Source organism: Zavarzinella formosa DSM 19928, from assembly GCF_000255705.1.
Taxonomy (GTDB): domain Bacteria; phylum Planctomycetota; class Planctomycetia; order Gemmatales; family Gemmataceae; genus Zavarzinella; species Zavarzinella formosa.
This window is the reverse complement of the sequence record NZ_JH636456.1, coordinates 27325-41024: the sequence shown is the minus strand read 5'-3', so window position 1 is coordinate 41024 and position 13700 is coordinate 27325. Positions and strand designations below refer to the sequence as shown.

At 59.6% G+C, this 13700-nt stretch carries 22 protein-coding genes and 1 pseudogene; 9 read left to right on the top strand and 14 right to left on the bottom strand.

Annotation, left to right across the window (positions count from 1 at the left end):
* The 10 genes from BGIM_RS56395 to BGIM_RS67715 all read right to left on the bottom strand — a co-directional run.
* On the bottom strand, positions 1-674 hold a 674-nt coding region (locus BGIM_RS56395), incomplete at its 3' end, for an IS701 family transposase (protein ID WP_020476427.1).
* A gap of 40 nt (positions 675-714) precedes the next feature.
* Positions 715-1269: a transposase gene (locus tag BGIM_RS0146590; RefSeq protein WP_261340006.1), complete on the bottom strand. Its 555-nt coding sequence runs from the start codon at positions 1267-1269 to the stop codon at positions 715-717.
* Entirely contained in the window at positions 1218-1715 is a 498-nt protein-coding gene (locus BGIM_RS68590; protein WP_084760683.1) for a winged helix-turn-helix domain-containing protein, read from the bottom strand. Before BGIM_RS68590 ends, BGIM_RS0146590 begins: the two co-directional genes overlap by 52 nt.
* 229 nt (positions 1716-1944) lie before the next feature.
* On the bottom strand, positions 1945-2232 hold the full coding sequence (locus tag BGIM_RS0146580; protein WP_020476424.1) for a DUF3617 family protein: 288 nt from the start codon (positions 2230-2232) through the stop codon (positions 1945-1947).
* A gap of 175 nt (positions 2233-2407) precedes the next feature.
* Entirely contained in the window at positions 2408-2761 is a 354-nt protein-coding gene (locus tag BGIM_RS0146575; protein WP_020476423.1) for a hypothetical protein, read from the bottom strand.
* Between the two features lie 172 nt (positions 2762-2933).
* A complete protein-coding gene (locus BGIM_RS0146570; protein ID WP_020476422.1) occupies positions 2934-3317 on the bottom strand; it encodes a DoxX family protein in 384 nt (127 codons plus the stop codon).
* A gap of 82 nt (positions 3318-3399) precedes the next feature.
* Complete coding sequence (locus BGIM_RS0146565; RefSeq protein ID WP_020476421.1) at positions 3400-3960, bottom strand: dihydrofolate reductase family protein; 561 nt, start codon at positions 3958-3960, stop codon at positions 3400-3402.
* A 464-nt stretch (positions 3961-4424) separates the two neighbouring features.
* Entirely contained in the window at positions 4425-5039 is a 615-nt protein-coding gene (locus tag BGIM_RS62075; protein ID WP_157369988.1) for a VOC family protein, read from the bottom strand.
* An 8-nt stretch (positions 5040-5047) separates the two neighbouring features.
* Positions 5048-5608 carry a hypothetical protein gene (locus tag BGIM_RS0146550; RefSeq protein ID WP_020476419.1) on the bottom strand — a complete coding sequence of 187 codons (561 nt, stop codon included), beginning with the start codon at positions 5606-5608 and terminating at the stop codon, positions 5048-5050.
* A gap of 371 nt (positions 5609-5979) precedes the next feature.
* Positions 5980-6633 carry a hypothetical protein gene (locus BGIM_RS67715; protein ID WP_020476417.1) on the bottom strand — a complete coding sequence of 218 codons (654 nt, stop codon included), beginning with the start codon at positions 6631-6633 and terminating at the stop codon, positions 5980-5982.
* A gap of 285 nt (positions 6634-6918) precedes the next feature.
* Between BGIM_RS67715 and BGIM_RS0146540 the strand changes: the two genes are divergently transcribed.
* Positions 6919-8151: a PQQ-binding-like beta-propeller repeat protein gene (locus BGIM_RS0146540; protein WP_020476416.1), complete on the top strand. Its 1233-nt coding sequence runs from the start codon at positions 6919-6921 to the stop codon at positions 8149-8151.
* Positions 8152-8235: 84 nt separating this feature from the next.
* On the opposite strand, the gene BGIM_RS56380 is transcribed toward BGIM_RS0146540, so the two are convergent.
* A complete protein-coding gene (locus BGIM_RS56380) occupies positions 8236-8787 on the bottom strand; it encodes a transposase (RefSeq protein WP_202947414.1) in 552 nt (183 codons plus the stop codon).
* Between the two features lie 43 nt (positions 8788-8830).
* Positions 8831-9157, bottom strand: a complete 327-nt coding sequence (locus tag BGIM_RS0146530) for a hypothetical protein (RefSeq protein WP_020476415.1) — start codon at positions 9155-9157, stop codon at positions 8831-8833.
* Between the two features lie 5 nt (positions 9158-9162).
* On the opposite strand from BGIM_RS0146530, the gene BGIM_RS0146525 reads away from it, so the two are divergent.
* The 6 genes from BGIM_RS0146525 (at position 9163) to BGIM_RS64445 (ending at position 11148) form a co-directional block, all read left to right on the top strand.
* Positions 9163-9429 carry a M15 family metallopeptidase gene (locus BGIM_RS0146525; RefSeq protein WP_020476414.1) on the top strand — a complete coding sequence of 89 codons (267 nt, stop codon included), beginning with the start codon at positions 9163-9165 and terminating at the stop codon, positions 9427-9429.
* Positions 9426-9572: a M15 family metallopeptidase gene (locus BGIM_RS68585; protein ID WP_020476413.1), complete on the top strand. Its 147-nt coding sequence runs from the start codon at positions 9426-9428 to the stop codon at positions 9570-9572. Before BGIM_RS0146525 ends, BGIM_RS68585 begins: the two co-directional genes overlap by 4 nt.
* Positions 9573-9671: 99 nt before the next feature.
* On the top strand, positions 9672-9971 hold the full coding sequence (locus tag BGIM_RS0146515; protein WP_157369986.1) for a hypothetical protein: 300 nt from the start codon (positions 9672-9674) through the stop codon (positions 9969-9971).
* A gap of 160 nt (positions 9972-10131) precedes the next feature.
* Positions 10132-10554 (top strand): hypothetical protein, encoded by a 423-nt coding sequence (locus BGIM_RS0146505; protein WP_020476410.1) that lies wholly within the window; start codon positions 10132-10134, stop codon positions 10552-10554.
* Positions 10555-10874: 320 nt separating this feature from the next.
* On the top strand, positions 10875-11009 hold the full coding sequence (locus BGIM_RS68015) for a hypothetical protein (RefSeq protein ID WP_261340005.1): 135 nt from the start codon (positions 10875-10877) through the stop codon (positions 11007-11009).
* The gene (locus tag BGIM_RS64445) at positions 10990-11148 is read left to right on the top strand and encodes a hypothetical protein (RefSeq protein WP_020476409.1); all 159 of its coding nucleotides are present in this window, start codon (positions 10990-10992) and stop codon (positions 11146-11148) included. The genes BGIM_RS68015 and BGIM_RS64445 overlap by 20 nt, the downstream gene beginning before the upstream one ends.
* Before the next feature lie 88 nt (positions 11149-11236).
* On the opposite strand, the gene BGIM_RS0146495 is transcribed toward BGIM_RS64445, so the two are convergent.
* A complete protein-coding gene (locus BGIM_RS0146495) occupies positions 11237-11980 on the bottom strand; it encodes an SDR family NAD(P)-dependent oxidoreductase (RefSeq protein WP_020476408.1) in 744 nt (247 codons plus the stop codon).
* 126 nt (positions 11981-12106) lie between these two features.
* On the opposite strand from BGIM_RS0146495, the pseudogene BGIM_RS56375 reads away from it, so the two are divergent.
* A pseudogene (locus BGIM_RS56375) lies at positions 12107-12826 on the top strand (DUF899 domain-containing protein).
* A 21-nt stretch (positions 12827-12847) separates the two neighbouring features.
* Here the strand turns inward: BGIM_RS56375 and BGIM_RS0146485 are convergent.
* A complete protein-coding gene (locus BGIM_RS0146485) occupies positions 12848-13180 on the bottom strand; it encodes a DUF6166 domain-containing protein (RefSeq protein WP_020476405.1) in 333 nt (110 codons plus the stop codon).
* Between the two features lie 218 nt (positions 13181-13398).
* Here BGIM_RS0146485 and BGIM_RS0146475 point away from each other — a divergent pair.
* Positions 13399-13700, top strand: a 302-nt coding sequence (locus BGIM_RS0146475) for a transposase family protein (RefSeq protein WP_029632148.1), incomplete at its 3' end; no start/stop codon positions are given.

Sequence of the window (13700 nt, the reverse complement as noted above, 5' to 3'; positions counted from 1 at the left end):
GCCAGGCCGTCGCGGAACTCCCGCGACACGCCATATCCGGCGTCGGCGACCGCCCGCCGCCCGGGCAGCCCCTCCGCCCGGACCCGGTCAAGCAATTCCAAGGCGATTTCCGGCTTGGTCAGCGGCCGCCGCTCCGGTTCGGGAACCCCGGCCTTGTCCAGCCGCTCTTCGTCGGCCAGCCAGGAGTCGGGCAAATACAACCGCATGTCGAGAGGATAATGGCATTGGGGACTGACGTAATGGACGGAAACGGCGACCTGACAGTTGGCCTTCTTGCCCGCCGCCCCGCAATACTGCCGTTGCACCCCGACGGAGCCGTCGCCTTGCTTGGGGAAAGACACGTCGTCGAACAGGAAGATCCCGTCGGGGCTGGCAAAGGTCTTCGCCAGACGGGAACGATATCGGGCGAGCACTCGTTGCTCGTCCCACGGACTCTGGCTGATGAATTGTTGCAGGGCCTGCTCGGGATCGGCGCTGACCAGTCCGTCGGGAAGGGTGACCCGATGCGAAAGGGGTTCGATGCTCTTGCGTTCGCCGTCCAAAAGCAATCCCTGAAGATAAACCCCCGCCCATTTCGCCGGCTTGGATTGCGGAAAATCCGGGGCGAACAGGCTGGCATATTCTTGAAGGCGTTCCAAGACGGCCGTGTCGAGTTTGGGAGTGTAAGTCTTCATGCAAGATTAGAGTTTGGAATCGTTCCAACGATTCCAAACTCTAACGGAGTAGTATTAATAACTTTGGGGAGAATTTCAGTTCGATCAGTCGATCGACGATTTGATCGTCCAGTTGTTCGAGGTCGTGCGGCGCGAAGTTGGCGAGCTGGCCGTATTTCAACCAAGACCAGACCGCCTCCGCCGGATTGAGGTCGGGCGCCCATGGCGATAACATCTCCAGTCGCAAACGCTTGTTCTTGCGTAAAAATTCACGGATGACTTCGCCCCGGTGATTCGGTCCGCGATCCCAGACGACGATGACCGGCCCCCGGAGATGCCGGAGAAGATCGCGGAGGTATTCCACGACCTTGGCTGCGGTGTAGAATCCATCCGGCTCCGTCGCGAAATAGAAACCCAATCGCCGGGAGTTGGGTGAGACGCTGATGCCGCCGATCACGGAAACTTTTTTGCGGTGTCCGCCGTCGGCATCCAGAAGAGGCGTCCGCCCTTTGAGAGCCCAAGCGCGACGCACCAGGGGATTCAAAAAAAGGCCGGATTCGTTGATCAAGACAAGGTGGGCGTTTGTTTCGATTGCTTTTTTTGAATGCGAGGCCACTCGTTGGCGACCCAATCGAAGATCGCATCGTCATTGCGTTGCCGGGCCTTGCGGGCGGGCCGTTGGGGCGAGTAACCGCGTTCGGTCAGCCATCGCCTCATCGAAGCCGGATGGAATGTGATTCCGAATTTTCGCCTGATCAAATCAACGATCCTCCGGGAACTCCAGAGATCCGTGCGGAAACCGTGCTCCGATGGTTTTTGTGACAGCCAGATTTTCACCTGCCTTTCTTGTCCGGGCGCCAGAAATCGCGGTCGTCCCGGCATGGGTTTGGCGGCCAGTCCTGCATCGCCGGAAGCCCGGTGGTGTGCCATCCACTTGGCGACGGTGACCGGATGGACGCCAAGCGTGTCGGCCACGGCAGCCTGGGTTTGGCCTTTCAAAACTCTAGCGACTGCCCGTCGTCTCAGTGCTTCCAATGCGGAAGCAGATCCTTTGCTTCTCATCCTCGCAAATAGAGCATCAACATTAAAAATTGTCGATAGCTTTTCTTACGCTCGAATCAGTAGGCGATGAAGGGGAAGGGAGCCAAAGGCAAGGCTGATGGATAAACCCCAACCGGAGCCGAAAATGCGGCAGACTGGCCTGCGGTAGTCAGTGGGGGAACGCCACCTCCTATCAGGCGTGACACAACGAGTTCAGCTCGTTGGCCGGTGAGAGTACCGGCGCCCCTCGTCATTTCCACTTCTCGACCTTGGCGATTTGGGCGTTGAAGTCTTCGGTCATCTTCTTCATCTGCTTATTGTGGTCAGCCGCCATTTCCATCATCTGGGCGTTGTGGGCCTCCGTCTGCACACGTAGTTGGCCGGCGTGAACTTCGGCCTGCGTATTGAGTTGGGAGTTGTGCATCGCGGTCACCGCGAAGAGCACGACGATCAGAATCGCTGTTGGCACGAAGAGGACAATCGCCCAGAGTGCCGGCCAAGGAGCCCGAACAGGGAGAGTCGTAGTGTTGCTTTCCATTCACAATCTCCTGCAATTGGATGCTGTTAGTTTACCCGTCGGGAGAGGCTATGGCGACAGGGCGATGTCTTCGGCACGGTTAGTCAGACGCAAACTGATTTCTGGATGGCAGCAGGGAAAGAGCCGCTGACAAGGGAAAGCCCATTGCCGGGGTAGCGACCGACCCCCAGCACCTTCACCTCGTCCGCCATAGCCACGCGGCGAATAGGACGGCGAGTGCGAGGTCGGGCAAGCCGACAAGACCGGCAGTCGCAGATAATTCACCGTTTATCCACATGGCGAGCAGTATTGCCGCGAATGTCGCCTTCCCGCCTGCCCCCACGGCGAGGAAGGTCCGGTCTGCCTTCCCCGTCCATCCCATCCAGAAGTACGCGATCCCAAACAGGGGAAGCCACGCGGTCAGCACCCAAAGATAGAGCGGGTGAGCATCCGGCAGGCCGACCATGTTCCGAAGCTGTGGGAACGGCGGGGCGAAGACGGCCACGCCGCCGAGGTTCATCGGTCCGCACGCCATCAGCAACCACCGCATCCCGCGTCCGAACTGGTTCGCTTCCACGGTCGCTCTACCTTACTCAGCCGCCTTCTTCACTAACTACATCAGTTTTAGGACAATGTTCCAGTTGGTGGCCGTAACACGCGATGGGGCACGCCACGCACTGATCGTCGTGGCAGCGGGCCACCACCAGACATCGGTCCAACCATCATTCGGCCGCGAACGGCACGAGTGCGCGGAGCTTGCGATCACGAAGGTACAGCCCGAGCCACGCAAGGACGCCGACGATGACCGGCACGAAGAACTTGCCGTCGTTGGCGTGGACGTGGGTCGCCACCGCCCCGCCGAGGTAGGCGAGCATGAGAAGGCCGCCGAGGTAGCGGGTCTTGGGCACAAGGTAGAGCACGAACGTTGCCAGCTCGATCACTCCGAGCGGCAGGGCGGAGCCGGGCGGGTAGGTCTTCGACCACTCCTCAAGGAAACCCTCGGGCTGAGCGATCTTGAAGAAGCCGCTGGGCAGGAATACGAGGGTGAGAAGGATGGAGAGCGCCCATCCGGTTATTCGCTGCCACTTCGGGATCGAGTCTGTCATCTGCGTCACTCCGGTATGTCACTTTGGTCAATCCGCCGCTTGTACTCACCTCTCGGGATGGGTGCAAGGTCAGCGCCTCTGGCTACTTGGGCACATACCGCATCGCCACCGCCCCGGAGCCGAGCTCCGCCCGGCTCACGAACTTCAAGTCGACATGCTTCGAGAGGCCGCCGAGCAGCGTCGGTCCGTGACCTGCGATCCGGGGATGGACGACGAACTCATATTCATCGATCAACCCCAACTCGGCCAGCGCCAACGGGAGCTTCACGCCGCCCAAGCCAATTCCTTTGCCAGGTTCCCGTTTGAGCCGCTGTACGGCCTCCCCCAATTCCCCGCGTACCAGCTCGGCGTTCCAATCAACCCGTTCCAGGACTCCGGACACGACATACTTCTTTGCCGCATGGATCGTCCGAGCAAAAGGAACCATCCAGTCGGACATCCAGTCCGGTCTTTCTCCCGTTTCCGCGACCGGCCGCCACGCTTCCTCCATCATTTGATATGTCACCCGACCTAGGAGAAGGGCATCGGCCTGCTCGATGTTCCTGGCGTGGTGACGGTGCAGCTCTTCGTCCGGGACGACCCCGGCCCGGTGATCGACGCACCCGTCCAGGGTGACGTTGATCGAATACCGAAGCGGTCTCATTTTTTTGATCCTTTTGGCGCGATTCCCACTCTGCCTTGCCATTCACGTCGGTTGAGTCTTCTGCGACGTGCCGATACGCGTTGATCTGGGCGGCCGCGGGCGAAGTATTTGAATTGACGAAGGCGAGATCGATACGTCGCCGTCCAATCGCCATGACCGGAGTCGCCGTCTTCGTTCCCGGTCGAGATCATGCCGTCGAGCGAGAGCTGTGCGAAAACGCTAATCTTTCTTTTTTCAAACTCTGAGCCATCGCGTTTCACGGCTCGATACCCGCACGGTCTCTCGCGGCCTTCCACCATCTTGTCGAATGGCCAACCAAGGAATCGACACCGTCCCGGGGAAATTCCGAAAATGTCTCCTGGCGTTTTCCTCTTGTGTTCATGAAGACCGGCGAAAACTACCGAAGCCGGGTGAATCACGGTGGGTCAGATGCGGGAATACTCGACGGCATCGTCGAACCCCGTTCACCCCTGCGCCAACGGCTGCGTGAAACAGTAGCAGTAACCGTTCTCGAACTCGCGGAGGAAGCATACGCGGTGCTTTCTCCCGCCCCATTCATCGACCCGGATGGCGCCAAGGTCGAGGCCGCGACCATCAAGCTCGGAACGCATGGCATCGAGGTCGGTCACGGTGATTGGAAAGGACCCGGCCTCCTCTGGTTCGTGGGCGGGCTTTGCCACCAAGCCAATCCTCGCTTCATCCCGTTGCAAAATTGCCGTGGTCTCGTCGCTCGCCACGACCGAAAAGCCAAGGACCGACTGATAGTACGCCACCGCCGGGCCGATGGCTTTCACCGGCAGGGCTGACAGGTCATCTCCCGAGATCGAATACGTGCTTTTGAACTTCGCGAGGGCGCGACGTTTTGCGACGTGGTCACGTACTGCCTGTGTCAGTTCGGCGGTGATTTCGGGCGGGGCGCCCTCGACCCATGCGCCACGCTGGAGGAAGCTCTCGAAGGATTGGTCGCATGCTCCCCCGCTGGCGAACCGCACCGCCCCTTCTTTTTCGTACCATGTGATGTGGTCGTCATAAAGGGTGACCCCTTCCCGGCCCCATGTCCAGTCTTTGATAAATGCCATGTTAACCCTCATTTTGTCAGATGGGTTGCCTGAAACTTCTTTCCGGCTTCGAACTTGGCTGCGTCTTCTCCAAAGAAGTTGAATCGCGGCGCGAGTGGTGTGATGGCCAGCGCCTTTCTGGCGTAATCGGCCGTGATCAAGTCAAGCGTTTCCTCTGACGAATCGGTCGGGTATTCCGCCAGCATACGTGCTCTCAAGGCCAGCAGCTCAAGAAACAGCGATGACGTGACCCCCGTCGGGCCAGGGTAAGATTCCTTGTAATACATGACCAGAATTATCCCGTTCTCAACGAAATACTCGTAGGTCGGTTGCTCGGCCACCATCTGCTCCGGGCAGTGGGCAGACACCTCTGGCACGAAAGTGAACTGGTGAATCACAACGCCGGTGAGGTCATAACGCGAAATCAGGTCGAGAACCGGATCGTCTTGCTTCTTTCGCCGCCGACGCTTGATCTTGGACCATGCACGGATTGCGACTTCTCGTTGCATGAGGAATGGGTTGTCGGGTTCGGTGAACGTGTGTGTCTTGGCCGCTGCCTTCAACGCCTTGACGAACTCATCTGCAATCATGGTTAACCGGCCTGTGGGCGAATTCTGACCCCGGATGCGCTGGCGCCCACCCGGCCGCAAGCGCTTCCCGTACCCATCCGGCCACGTCAGAAGGCAGGACCGGGACAACGACCTTTGTTCCCCAATCGGCCGGGTGCGGGCGGTCGGTATACAGCATCAAGATCGCGCCAGGCTGTTCGGCCAACTCGACCGTGAGATGCACTTTACCGCATCCGTAGCCTGTCTGCGAGTAGGTCCCTCGCTTGCGGATTCGCCACCGGTACGCGACCCCATCGACGACGATCCGCCTCGAACCGGTTTTTCGTGTCGCCATCCCTTTCGTCCTCCTCCGCCAAACGGTGAAGCTAACCGAAACGGCCCTTCTACTAATGCTACTCCTTCCCAAGTATCAAATCCACCACCCAGCAGCCACGCACGTGCGGCCCCAGTCCCCGGCAGTGCGTCAGGACCGCTTCGTCTTCACACCCGGAGTTTTGAAGCGCTTCGGCCAGGAGCGGCATCGCGGAGAAGTCACGGGAGTCATACATCTGCTGCGCCAACGCCAGGACGGTGGAAGTGCGCCATTCGGCGAGGAAGGTGACGGGGCGGAATGGGTTGACGAAGACTTCATAGACGTGGCGTGACGTGATGAGTTGCTCGTGCCGACGAAGATCCGATTGGTAAGGTTTGGCTCGCTCGAAGTTCATCACAGCCCAGGCCAGATGCACCGCTTCGGTCAGGTCGTTTAGCCCCCGCCACCCCACCTCGTCCGGAGGCGTCGCACTCCACTCGCGGTAGTATTTGGCGAAGACTTCCATGCTGGCCTTCTCCAACCGGGTGTACTCGGCGTCACGAGAGTCGAGGCCGTCGGCGAAGCGCTCGGCCCACTCGATGCCGTCCCGGCTCGCCGGTTCCGTGAGGTGGTCCCACACGTCTCGGCAGCACGCGATCGCGTAGAGTCGGAGCTTCCGGTCGTCGGGTGGCCGGTTGAGGTGTGCGAGGAGTTTAATCACGTCGTTGTTCGACAGCCATTCAGCTTCGGTCATCCTGTGCCCTCCGGCTGCAATCGTAACATTTTTTCAGGCACTTGGGCGAGTCCTTCGGACCGGGCTTTTCCGCAACTGCGCTTCGCTGCGGTCCCTTTGGGACGCCTTCGGCCCGCTCCTATCCCTCTCGCGGGAACTTGTTGCAAGAGCAGATCAGGTGCGTCCACCGCCCGGCCCGCGACGCCAGTTGCGCAGTTCCCACGCATGTGTTGAATCCAGCTCACGCGCCGGGGCGTAGGATATTCTGTCACCACCAACCGTGAGCTCCGGATGCACGCAACTCGTATGGTCCTCGCCGCACTGCTCCTCTGCTCCTCCGCGTTTGCCGCGGACCCTCCGGTGTGGCCCCAGTGGCGTGGTCCGACCCGCGATGGCGTCGTGACCGGTCCCGAGTGGCCCGACAAACTCGAGGGAGACTCGCTCAAACAACTCTGGCGTATTGAAAAGCTCGGTCCGAGCTACTCCGGGCCGATCGTTGCGGAAGACAGGGTTTTCATCACACAAACCGTGGACAAGAAGACCGAGCTGGTCACGGCACACGACCGCAAAACCGGCAAAGAGCTGTGGAAAACGAGTTGGGAGGGGTCAATCACCGTGCCCTTCTTTGCGGCCAAAAACGGGAGCTGGATTCGCTCGACCCCCGCCTTCGACGGGAAGACACTGTTCGTCGCGGGCATCAAGGACTTGCTCGTCGCAGTGGACGGCGAGACAGGCAAGGAAATGTGGCGGCTCGACTTCGTCAAGGAGTTCGACAGCCCGCCCCCGGACTTCGGGTTCGTGTGCTCGCCGCTGGTCGACGACACCGGTGTGTATGTGCAGGCCGGGGGCTCGCTCGTGAAGGCGGACAAGAAAACCGGGAAGGTGCTGTGGCGGGCGCTCAAAGACGGCGGCGGAACCATGGGGTCGGCGTTCTCGTCGCCGGTGTTCGCCAGGCTCGCGGGCACGGACCAGGTCGTCGTCCAGACTCGCACAAAGCTCGCCGGCGTGGCCCGCGACACCGGCAAGGAGTTGTGGGCGAAGGCGATTCCGTCCTTCCGTGGGATGAACATCCTCACCCCGGTCCCCGTCGGAGACGACGGCGTCTTCACGAGCACGTATGGCGGCAACACCCGGCTCCTGCGTGTGACGAGCGAGGGCGGGAAGTACGACACCAGCGACGCCTGGACCCTCCGATACGAGGGCAACATGTCCACACCGGTCGTGGTGGACGGTCACGCATACGTTCTGGGAAAGGACAGGCGGTTGCTGTGCGTGAACCTGAAGACGGGGAAGGAGGCGTGGGGCACGGACGAGCGGTTCGGCGACTACTGGAGCCTGGTCGCGAACAAGGGCAAGATCCTCGCGCTCGACAGCCGCGGCGTGTTGTATTTGCTGAATGCCAGTCCGAAGGAGTTCGATCTGCTGGGGAAGCGTAAAGTGGCGGAGTCCGAAACGTGGGCGCACCTCGCGGTCTGTGGCGACGAGATATTTATCCGCGACCTGACCGGTCTGACCGTGTGGCGATGGGCCGGGAAATAAGATCGCGTCGTCGCCGCAATTCTCTTCCGCCACGTTTCAAGGACGCGGCAGTCGCCTCTTTGGGCTGAGAGTTCGTCGGCTTCGTTACGTCGGAACGAAGCATATCTTTTCGATGCCATATGCGTAACCCGGTTCCATCCCGTACAACCGGCCAAGCGGCCGCCTCTGGCCCGCCTCTCGCTGACGTTGGCCCCGGCTGTCCGGATGGCCAGCGGCACGCCATGATGATCGACCAACAAGGTGTGTTCGGTCCCGGGTTTTCCCGCGGTCCGTCGGGTTCGGACCCGTATGCTCGCCGTCGCCGAAGGCCCTCAACAGGACGCCGTCAACAATCACCGTGTCCGGGTCCAGCTTGTCGGCCTGCCGGAGCAAACGCAACAGATCGGCGTGGAGACGGTCCCAAACCCCCAAAACTTCCCAGCGGCGCAGCCGACGGTGGGCGGTCCGGCCGGAACAACCAAACTCGGCCGGGATGTCCTCCCATCGGCATCCGGTGACCAAGACAAACCAAATCATCCGCAGGACGGTTCGATGGCTGACTTGGCGCCGGCCTCCGAACGGGCCGACCGGCGGCAGTGGGGGCAAATAATGACTGACCAAATCATAAAACTCATCCGACATGTGCGCGCTGGCCATGACAGAATCTCCTTGATAGGGCATCTGTCAAAAGGCGCAAATCTCATGCCGAAATAGGGGTTTTGTCAGGGCCTCTTAAATGAATGGGGGTTGCGTGCAGATTGACCTGGAAACCGTGCGTTGGCTCCTGTCGGCTTTTTTCCTCATCAGCGGCTCGCTGATCACATGGCTCCTCGGCCGAAAAGTGGTGCAGGTCGACAACACTCTTAATGAACATGATGGACGGATCGACGTCAACCTCCAGTAGATCAACGGCATCAAGCAGGACTTCGTCAGCAAGGCCGACCTCAAGGAGCAGCTCAACATCCAATTGTCGCCCATCAAGGACGATATGCGGGACATCAAGGGCGACGTCAAAGCCCTCCTGCAACGCCCATGACCGACCGCAATCTCGACGATCTTCATCCCGACTTGAAGCCACTCTGCCAAAAGTGGCTTGATGCCTGCAATGCCCGGCAAATCACTGTCCGTGTCATCGAGACCTACCGATCCGTTGCCGAGCAGGACAGGCTTTTTGCCATCGGCCGGAATGCGGAAGGCAACGTCATCGGCAAGACGCTCAACAAGGCGCGGGGCGGGCAGTCCAAACACAACTTTGCGATTAACGGCCGCCTGCCAGCAAGGCGTTTGACTTTGTTGTGATCAACGATGACGGCACATGCAACTGGAACCCGCAAACTCCGCAATGGAAGGCGGCCGTCGCCATCGGAAAATCTCTCGGATTAAAGTGGGGAGGCGATTTTCCTGCTCATCAATTCGACGCGGATCACTTTGAAATTGCCTGAAGCATCGTGCGGGTGTACGGTGCGACACCAACCCAACTGAAAGGATTCCAAACGAGCATATTCACCACAATCAAAGACTGGTTCGTCGCCAAAGAAGTTATGATCGAAGAAGCTCTCACCCCTTACGATCATGACTTCTTGCAAAAGGCCAGCGCCCTTGCCGCACAGATCGAACACAACCTCGGCAAGGATGGCCTCGAACTGGCCAAAACCCTTTTGGCCGACGCCTTGGCTGCCGCCGGTTCGGGCAACTTCGGGGCGGCCATCGCGGCGGCGGCTCCGCAGCTTCTCGCCACGATCACGGGTGACATCACCGCCGAGATCAAGAACGCCGTGTATGGCGTGCTCGCCATCGCCCAGGCGGAACTGCAAACCCCGGCCGTCACCGTCGCCGAATGACGATCTACCGAATTTTCTCCCTGATTGCCCGCCTGCTTGGATTCGTCCAACTGGCCGGGCAATTCTGGCGGTTACACGAGCTGAGGTTGAAAGCCCGGGAGATAGCCAACACCCCGACCACGCGCCCGGAGCTTGAGAAGTCGCTCATGGATGGCGAACTGTGATCAATCCTCTGGAATTGAAAACGCTGATAAGAAAGCTGGAGGCATGGAGTGATGAAAGCGGAAGCTTCCACACCGATCGTCAGCTCGCCGATGAGGTGTTGATTGCGGATGGATGGCGGGTCGTGCCTGATCCCTCTTTCGAGGGTGGTTTTTGCTGGAAATTTGGAGTCAATCCGGTTGTTTCTTCCTCGGAGTCTTATCGTCCCCATCCTGTTAATGATTTGAACGCTGCAATTGCTGTCATTCCTCACAATGCCCATTGGCGGCTCGAAGTGAAGAACGGCGTGACTTGGGCATATGTCTGGCCATGCAGGGGGTTGATGCCTGAAATGTCGCGAGGACAGTCCTGCCGTCCCGCCGTTGCCATCCTCGTCGCGGCTTTGAATTTCAAGCAGACATCAATGGTTGGAAAGCAGTGAGATATTCGCTGTTACTTTCTCTCCTTCTCACTGCTTGTTGCCCTCAAGTCGACCCCTCGACGCCGACTCCCTCCATCGCGGTCAAACAATGGTCTGCCGAAGAACAGCGTCAAATTTTGGCTGAGGAAAAGAAATTCTCTCCTGACTCCATCCTGATAAGCGTTCTTGAGGATTACGACCGGCTCAGGAGGGAAACACGGTGATGCTTCCCGGCGACAATCCAACCCCACAATGGAACGCTCGGCTGGATTCGCATACATCTACGCCAAATGTCGCCAACAGCGCCAATTCGTGATAAAACCGGAGCCAGAAGATAAGCCATGACCGAAGCTCGAAAACATCCCAAGCACCAAGTGCTGTTCTTGATCGATTGCCACTGGCTATATATCGCTTGGCACACGAACCTGAACTCCGCTCCTTCAGCACTGTCGCATCATGGCAACCCCCGGCCGTGAACTGTCCGGCGTCATCCCGGATCGGCTTGCTCAAAATCTCGTTTCCGAAGTGGTGGTGCAAGCCATGACCTGCTACGTCGAGCGGGACAATATCGTCGCCGCTTCCACCTCGCGTCAGGCCGTGAGTCGGACAGCTTAGCTGCCGGTTATGACGAATCTGGGCGTGAGCAGAGATAGGAAGAAAATTTAATCTACATTGCATTTCTTCAATAAAGGAAGTGACGAGATCACCGGGCGGTGTACCCGCCATCGACCGCGTGGAAACTGCCGGTGACAAACGACGCCTGATCGGACAGCAGGAAAGCCACCATATCGGCGATTTCGTCAGGCCGGGCCAAACGCCCCATTGGGTGAGAGGCGGCCATCTTCTCGCGGACATCGTCAGGCAATTGCCTCATGTTCGGCGTGTCCACATACCCCGGCCCGATGGCGTTCACTCGCACCCCCTTGGTCGCGTACTCAAGAGCAGCCGCCTTCGTCAGGCCGATGATCCCGTGCTTTGCCGCAGTATACGCTCCGATCCCGGCGACCCCGACCACCCCGTTGGCCGAGGACATGTTCACGACCGCTCCGCCGCCCGCTCGGACGATGGCGGGCAGTTCATACTTCAGGCCGAAGAACACGCCGCTGAGATCGGTGGCGAGCACGTCATTCCAGTCCTCAATCGCGGCGTCTTCGATCATGACATCGTGCGGGCCGGTGATGCCGACGTTGTTCACAGCCAGATGCAGCGCCCCGAACCGGGAGACGGCCGCCACCACCATTGCCTTCACGGACAAATGGTCCCGAACGCCAGTCTCTACGGCATGAGCACGGTCTCCGAGGCGGGTTGCGAGTTTTTTTGCCTCGCCCGGATCAATGTCCGCCAGGATGACGCGACAGCCAAGTCCGTGCAACCGGACGGCGATTGTCTCCCCGAGACCCGTGGACGCCCCCGTCACAACCGCAACTTTATTGTTGAATTCCGCCATGGCTTTGCCTCGAAATGATCCCTTCGGGGTTTTGAAGGATTATCGTCAACGCGGGTGGAGATGTCGGTAAGATTCTTCACATGCGGGAAATCGCGTTGTCACAGAACTTCACGGAGCAGTATCGGCATGAACGCCACACCAGTAACCGGCCTTCCAGACATCGTAGACCGGGCCGAATGGCGGAAGCAACTCGATGCTTTCCGGGCCAGGGAAAAGGAGGCCACCGCCGCGCACGATGCGCTGTCCGCATAGCTTCGCAAGCTGCCGATGGTCCGGATCGACACGCCTTACGAATTCGACTCTCCAAAGGGCAAGGCGAGCCTCCTCGATCTGTTCGATGGCCGCACGCAACTCATCGTGTACCATTTCATGTTTGCTCCGTCGGTCGGCGGCTGGCCGAACGCCGGGTGTGTCGGATGCTCGTTGCAGATTGATCAGATCGGGCATCTCGCCCATCTGCATGCGCGGGACACTTCTTTCGTGACGGTGGCGCTGGCGCCGCTGGTGAACATTGAGGCTTACAAGAAGCGCATGGGGTGGACCGTGCCGTGGGTTTCGTCCGTGCACAACACCTTCAACAAGGACTTCGGCCTTTCGACTGAGAAGGGCGAGAACCACGGGCTGAGTGTGCTCATCCGGGACGGCGACAAAATCTACCGTACCTACTTCACCACCGCCCGAGGCACCGAGAAGATCGGGACCGTCTGGTCCCTCCTTGATGTCACACCGCTCGGCCGCCAGGAAAAGTGGGAAGACACGCCTGCCGGAAGGCCGCAGCAGGAGCATTTCAAATGGTGGAGGCGTCACGACGAGTACGAGAAAGTCGCGGGCTGCGGATGCTCTTAAGGTGGGAGGGAATTACGGTGATTAACGCCTCTGGCTCGCCCCGAGTTGCGCGATCGCCGGCTGCACGTCTTCTTTGAAAAGCGAGAAAGTGTTCCCTTCCAAACGGGAGATCACCTTGTTCTTGAAGTCGATGTGAAGCTTGACGGCCAGATTGTCATCTTCGAGAACATCGGCCAGGATGGCGAGGGCAAGCTGGCTGGGTCCGCTCCCGGAATAGCCAAATTCAAAACCGTCGGGACTGTAGTTGCGAAGGTCGTTGCGCGGGTCCAGCGGATAACCGCCGCCCTCGTGTGTCAGGTCCGTGACCATCACCTCGCAACCGTCCGGGTTTCTGTCGCCCACATAATGACGCATGCGTCTCATTACCCTCCATTGTCCGACACCCGGCCATCCGTTTCAGCCTTGCCGGGCCAGGGACAGAAATCTGACATGGTCTGCGGATTCGCGCAATCGAGAATGATTCCCGCGTTTGGTTTGTTGCGTTTGCCGCAGGGCCATTCCCCGTTTGAGGTTGTGGAGATGGGCTTGATTGGGTAGAAGAGGTGATCTTCCAAGTTACCCGGTCGGTGGCCATGAGTACCTGCACGCTGTTGGAAGCCCTCTCGGAATTGCCCGATCCTCGCAGTCCTCGCGGACAGATTCATCCGCTGCCCGCGGTGATCGGACTGGTCGCCCTGGCCATGCTGATGGGACGCACCAGCCTGATTGGCATCGCCCGTTTCGGCCGGCAGCATGGCGTGCCTCTGGCCCATGCCTTGGGTTTCAAGCGGGGCAAGACCCCGGCCGTGTCCACCCTGTCGCGCACGCTCCGGCGATTCGACGCCGTCCAGTTCGAGGCGATCCTGGCCCGCTGGGTTGCCGGGCGGGTTGCCCC

What these genes read in the sequence shown, in the direction of transcription:
- BGIM_RS68590 (WP_084760683.1), bottom strand. Translation starts at nt 1,715, where the DNA reads ATGAGAAGCAAAGGATCTGCTTCCGCATTGGAAGCACTGAGACGACGG.
- BGIM_RS0146580 (WP_020476424.1), bottom strand. Translation starts at nt 2,232, where the DNA reads ATGGAAAGCAACACTACGACTCTCCCTGTTCGGGCTCCTTGGCCGGCA.
- BGIM_RS0146575 (WP_020476423.1), bottom strand. Translation starts at nt 2,761, where the DNA reads ATGCGGTGGTTGCTGATGGCGTGCGGACCGATGAACCTCGGCGGCGTG.
- BGIM_RS0146570 (WP_020476422.1), bottom strand. Translation starts at nt 3,317, where the DNA reads ATGACAGACTCGATCCCGAAGTGGCAGCGAATAACCGGATGGGCGCTC.
- BGIM_RS0146565 (WP_020476421.1), bottom strand. Translation starts at nt 3,960, where the DNA reads ATGAGACCGCTTCGGTATTCGATCAACGTCACCCTGGACGGGTGCGTC.
- BGIM_RS62075 (WP_157369988.1), bottom strand. Translation starts at nt 5,039, where the DNA reads ATGGCATTTATCAAAGACTGGACATGGGGCCGGGAAGGGGTCACCCTT.
- BGIM_RS0146550 (WP_020476419.1), bottom strand. Translation starts at nt 5,608, where the DNA reads ATGATTGCAGATGAGTTCGTCAAGGCGTTGAAGGCAGCGGCCAAGACA.
- BGIM_RS67715 (WP_020476417.1), bottom strand. Translation starts at nt 6,633, where the DNA reads ATGACCGAAGCTGAATGGCTGTCGAACAACGACGTGATTAAACTCCTC.
- BGIM_RS0146540 (WP_020476416.1), top strand. Translation starts at nt 6,919, where the DNA reads ATGGTCCTCGCCGCACTGCTCCTCTGCTCCTCCGCGTTTGCCGCGGAC.
- BGIM_RS56380 (WP_202947414.1), bottom strand. Translation starts at nt 8,787, where the DNA reads ATGGCCAGCGCGCACATGTCGGATGAGTTTTATGATTTGGTCAGTCAT.
- BGIM_RS0146525 (WP_020476414.1), top strand. Translation starts at nt 9,163, where the DNA reads ATGACCGACCGCAATCTCGACGATCTTCATCCCGACTTGAAGCCACTC.
- BGIM_RS0146515 (WP_157369986.1), top strand. Translation starts at nt 9,672, where the DNA reads ATGATCGAAGAAGCTCTCACCCCTTACGATCATGACTTCTTGCAAAAG.
- BGIM_RS68015 (WP_261340005.1), top strand. Translation starts at nt 10,875, where the DNA reads ATGACCGAAGCTCGAAAACATCCCAAGCACCAAGTGCTGTTCTTGATC.
- BGIM_RS64445 (WP_020476409.1), top strand. Translation starts at nt 10,990, where the DNA reads ATGGCAACCCCCGGCCGTGAACTGTCCGGCGTCATCCCGGATCGGCTT.
- BGIM_RS0146495 (WP_020476408.1), bottom strand. Translation starts at nt 11,980, where the DNA reads ATGGCGGAATTCAACAATAAAGTTGCGGTTGTGACGGGGGCGTCCACG.
- BGIM_RS0146485 (WP_020476405.1), bottom strand. Translation starts at nt 13,180, where the DNA reads ATGCGTCATTATGTGGGCGACAGAAACCCGGACGGTTGCGAGGTGATG.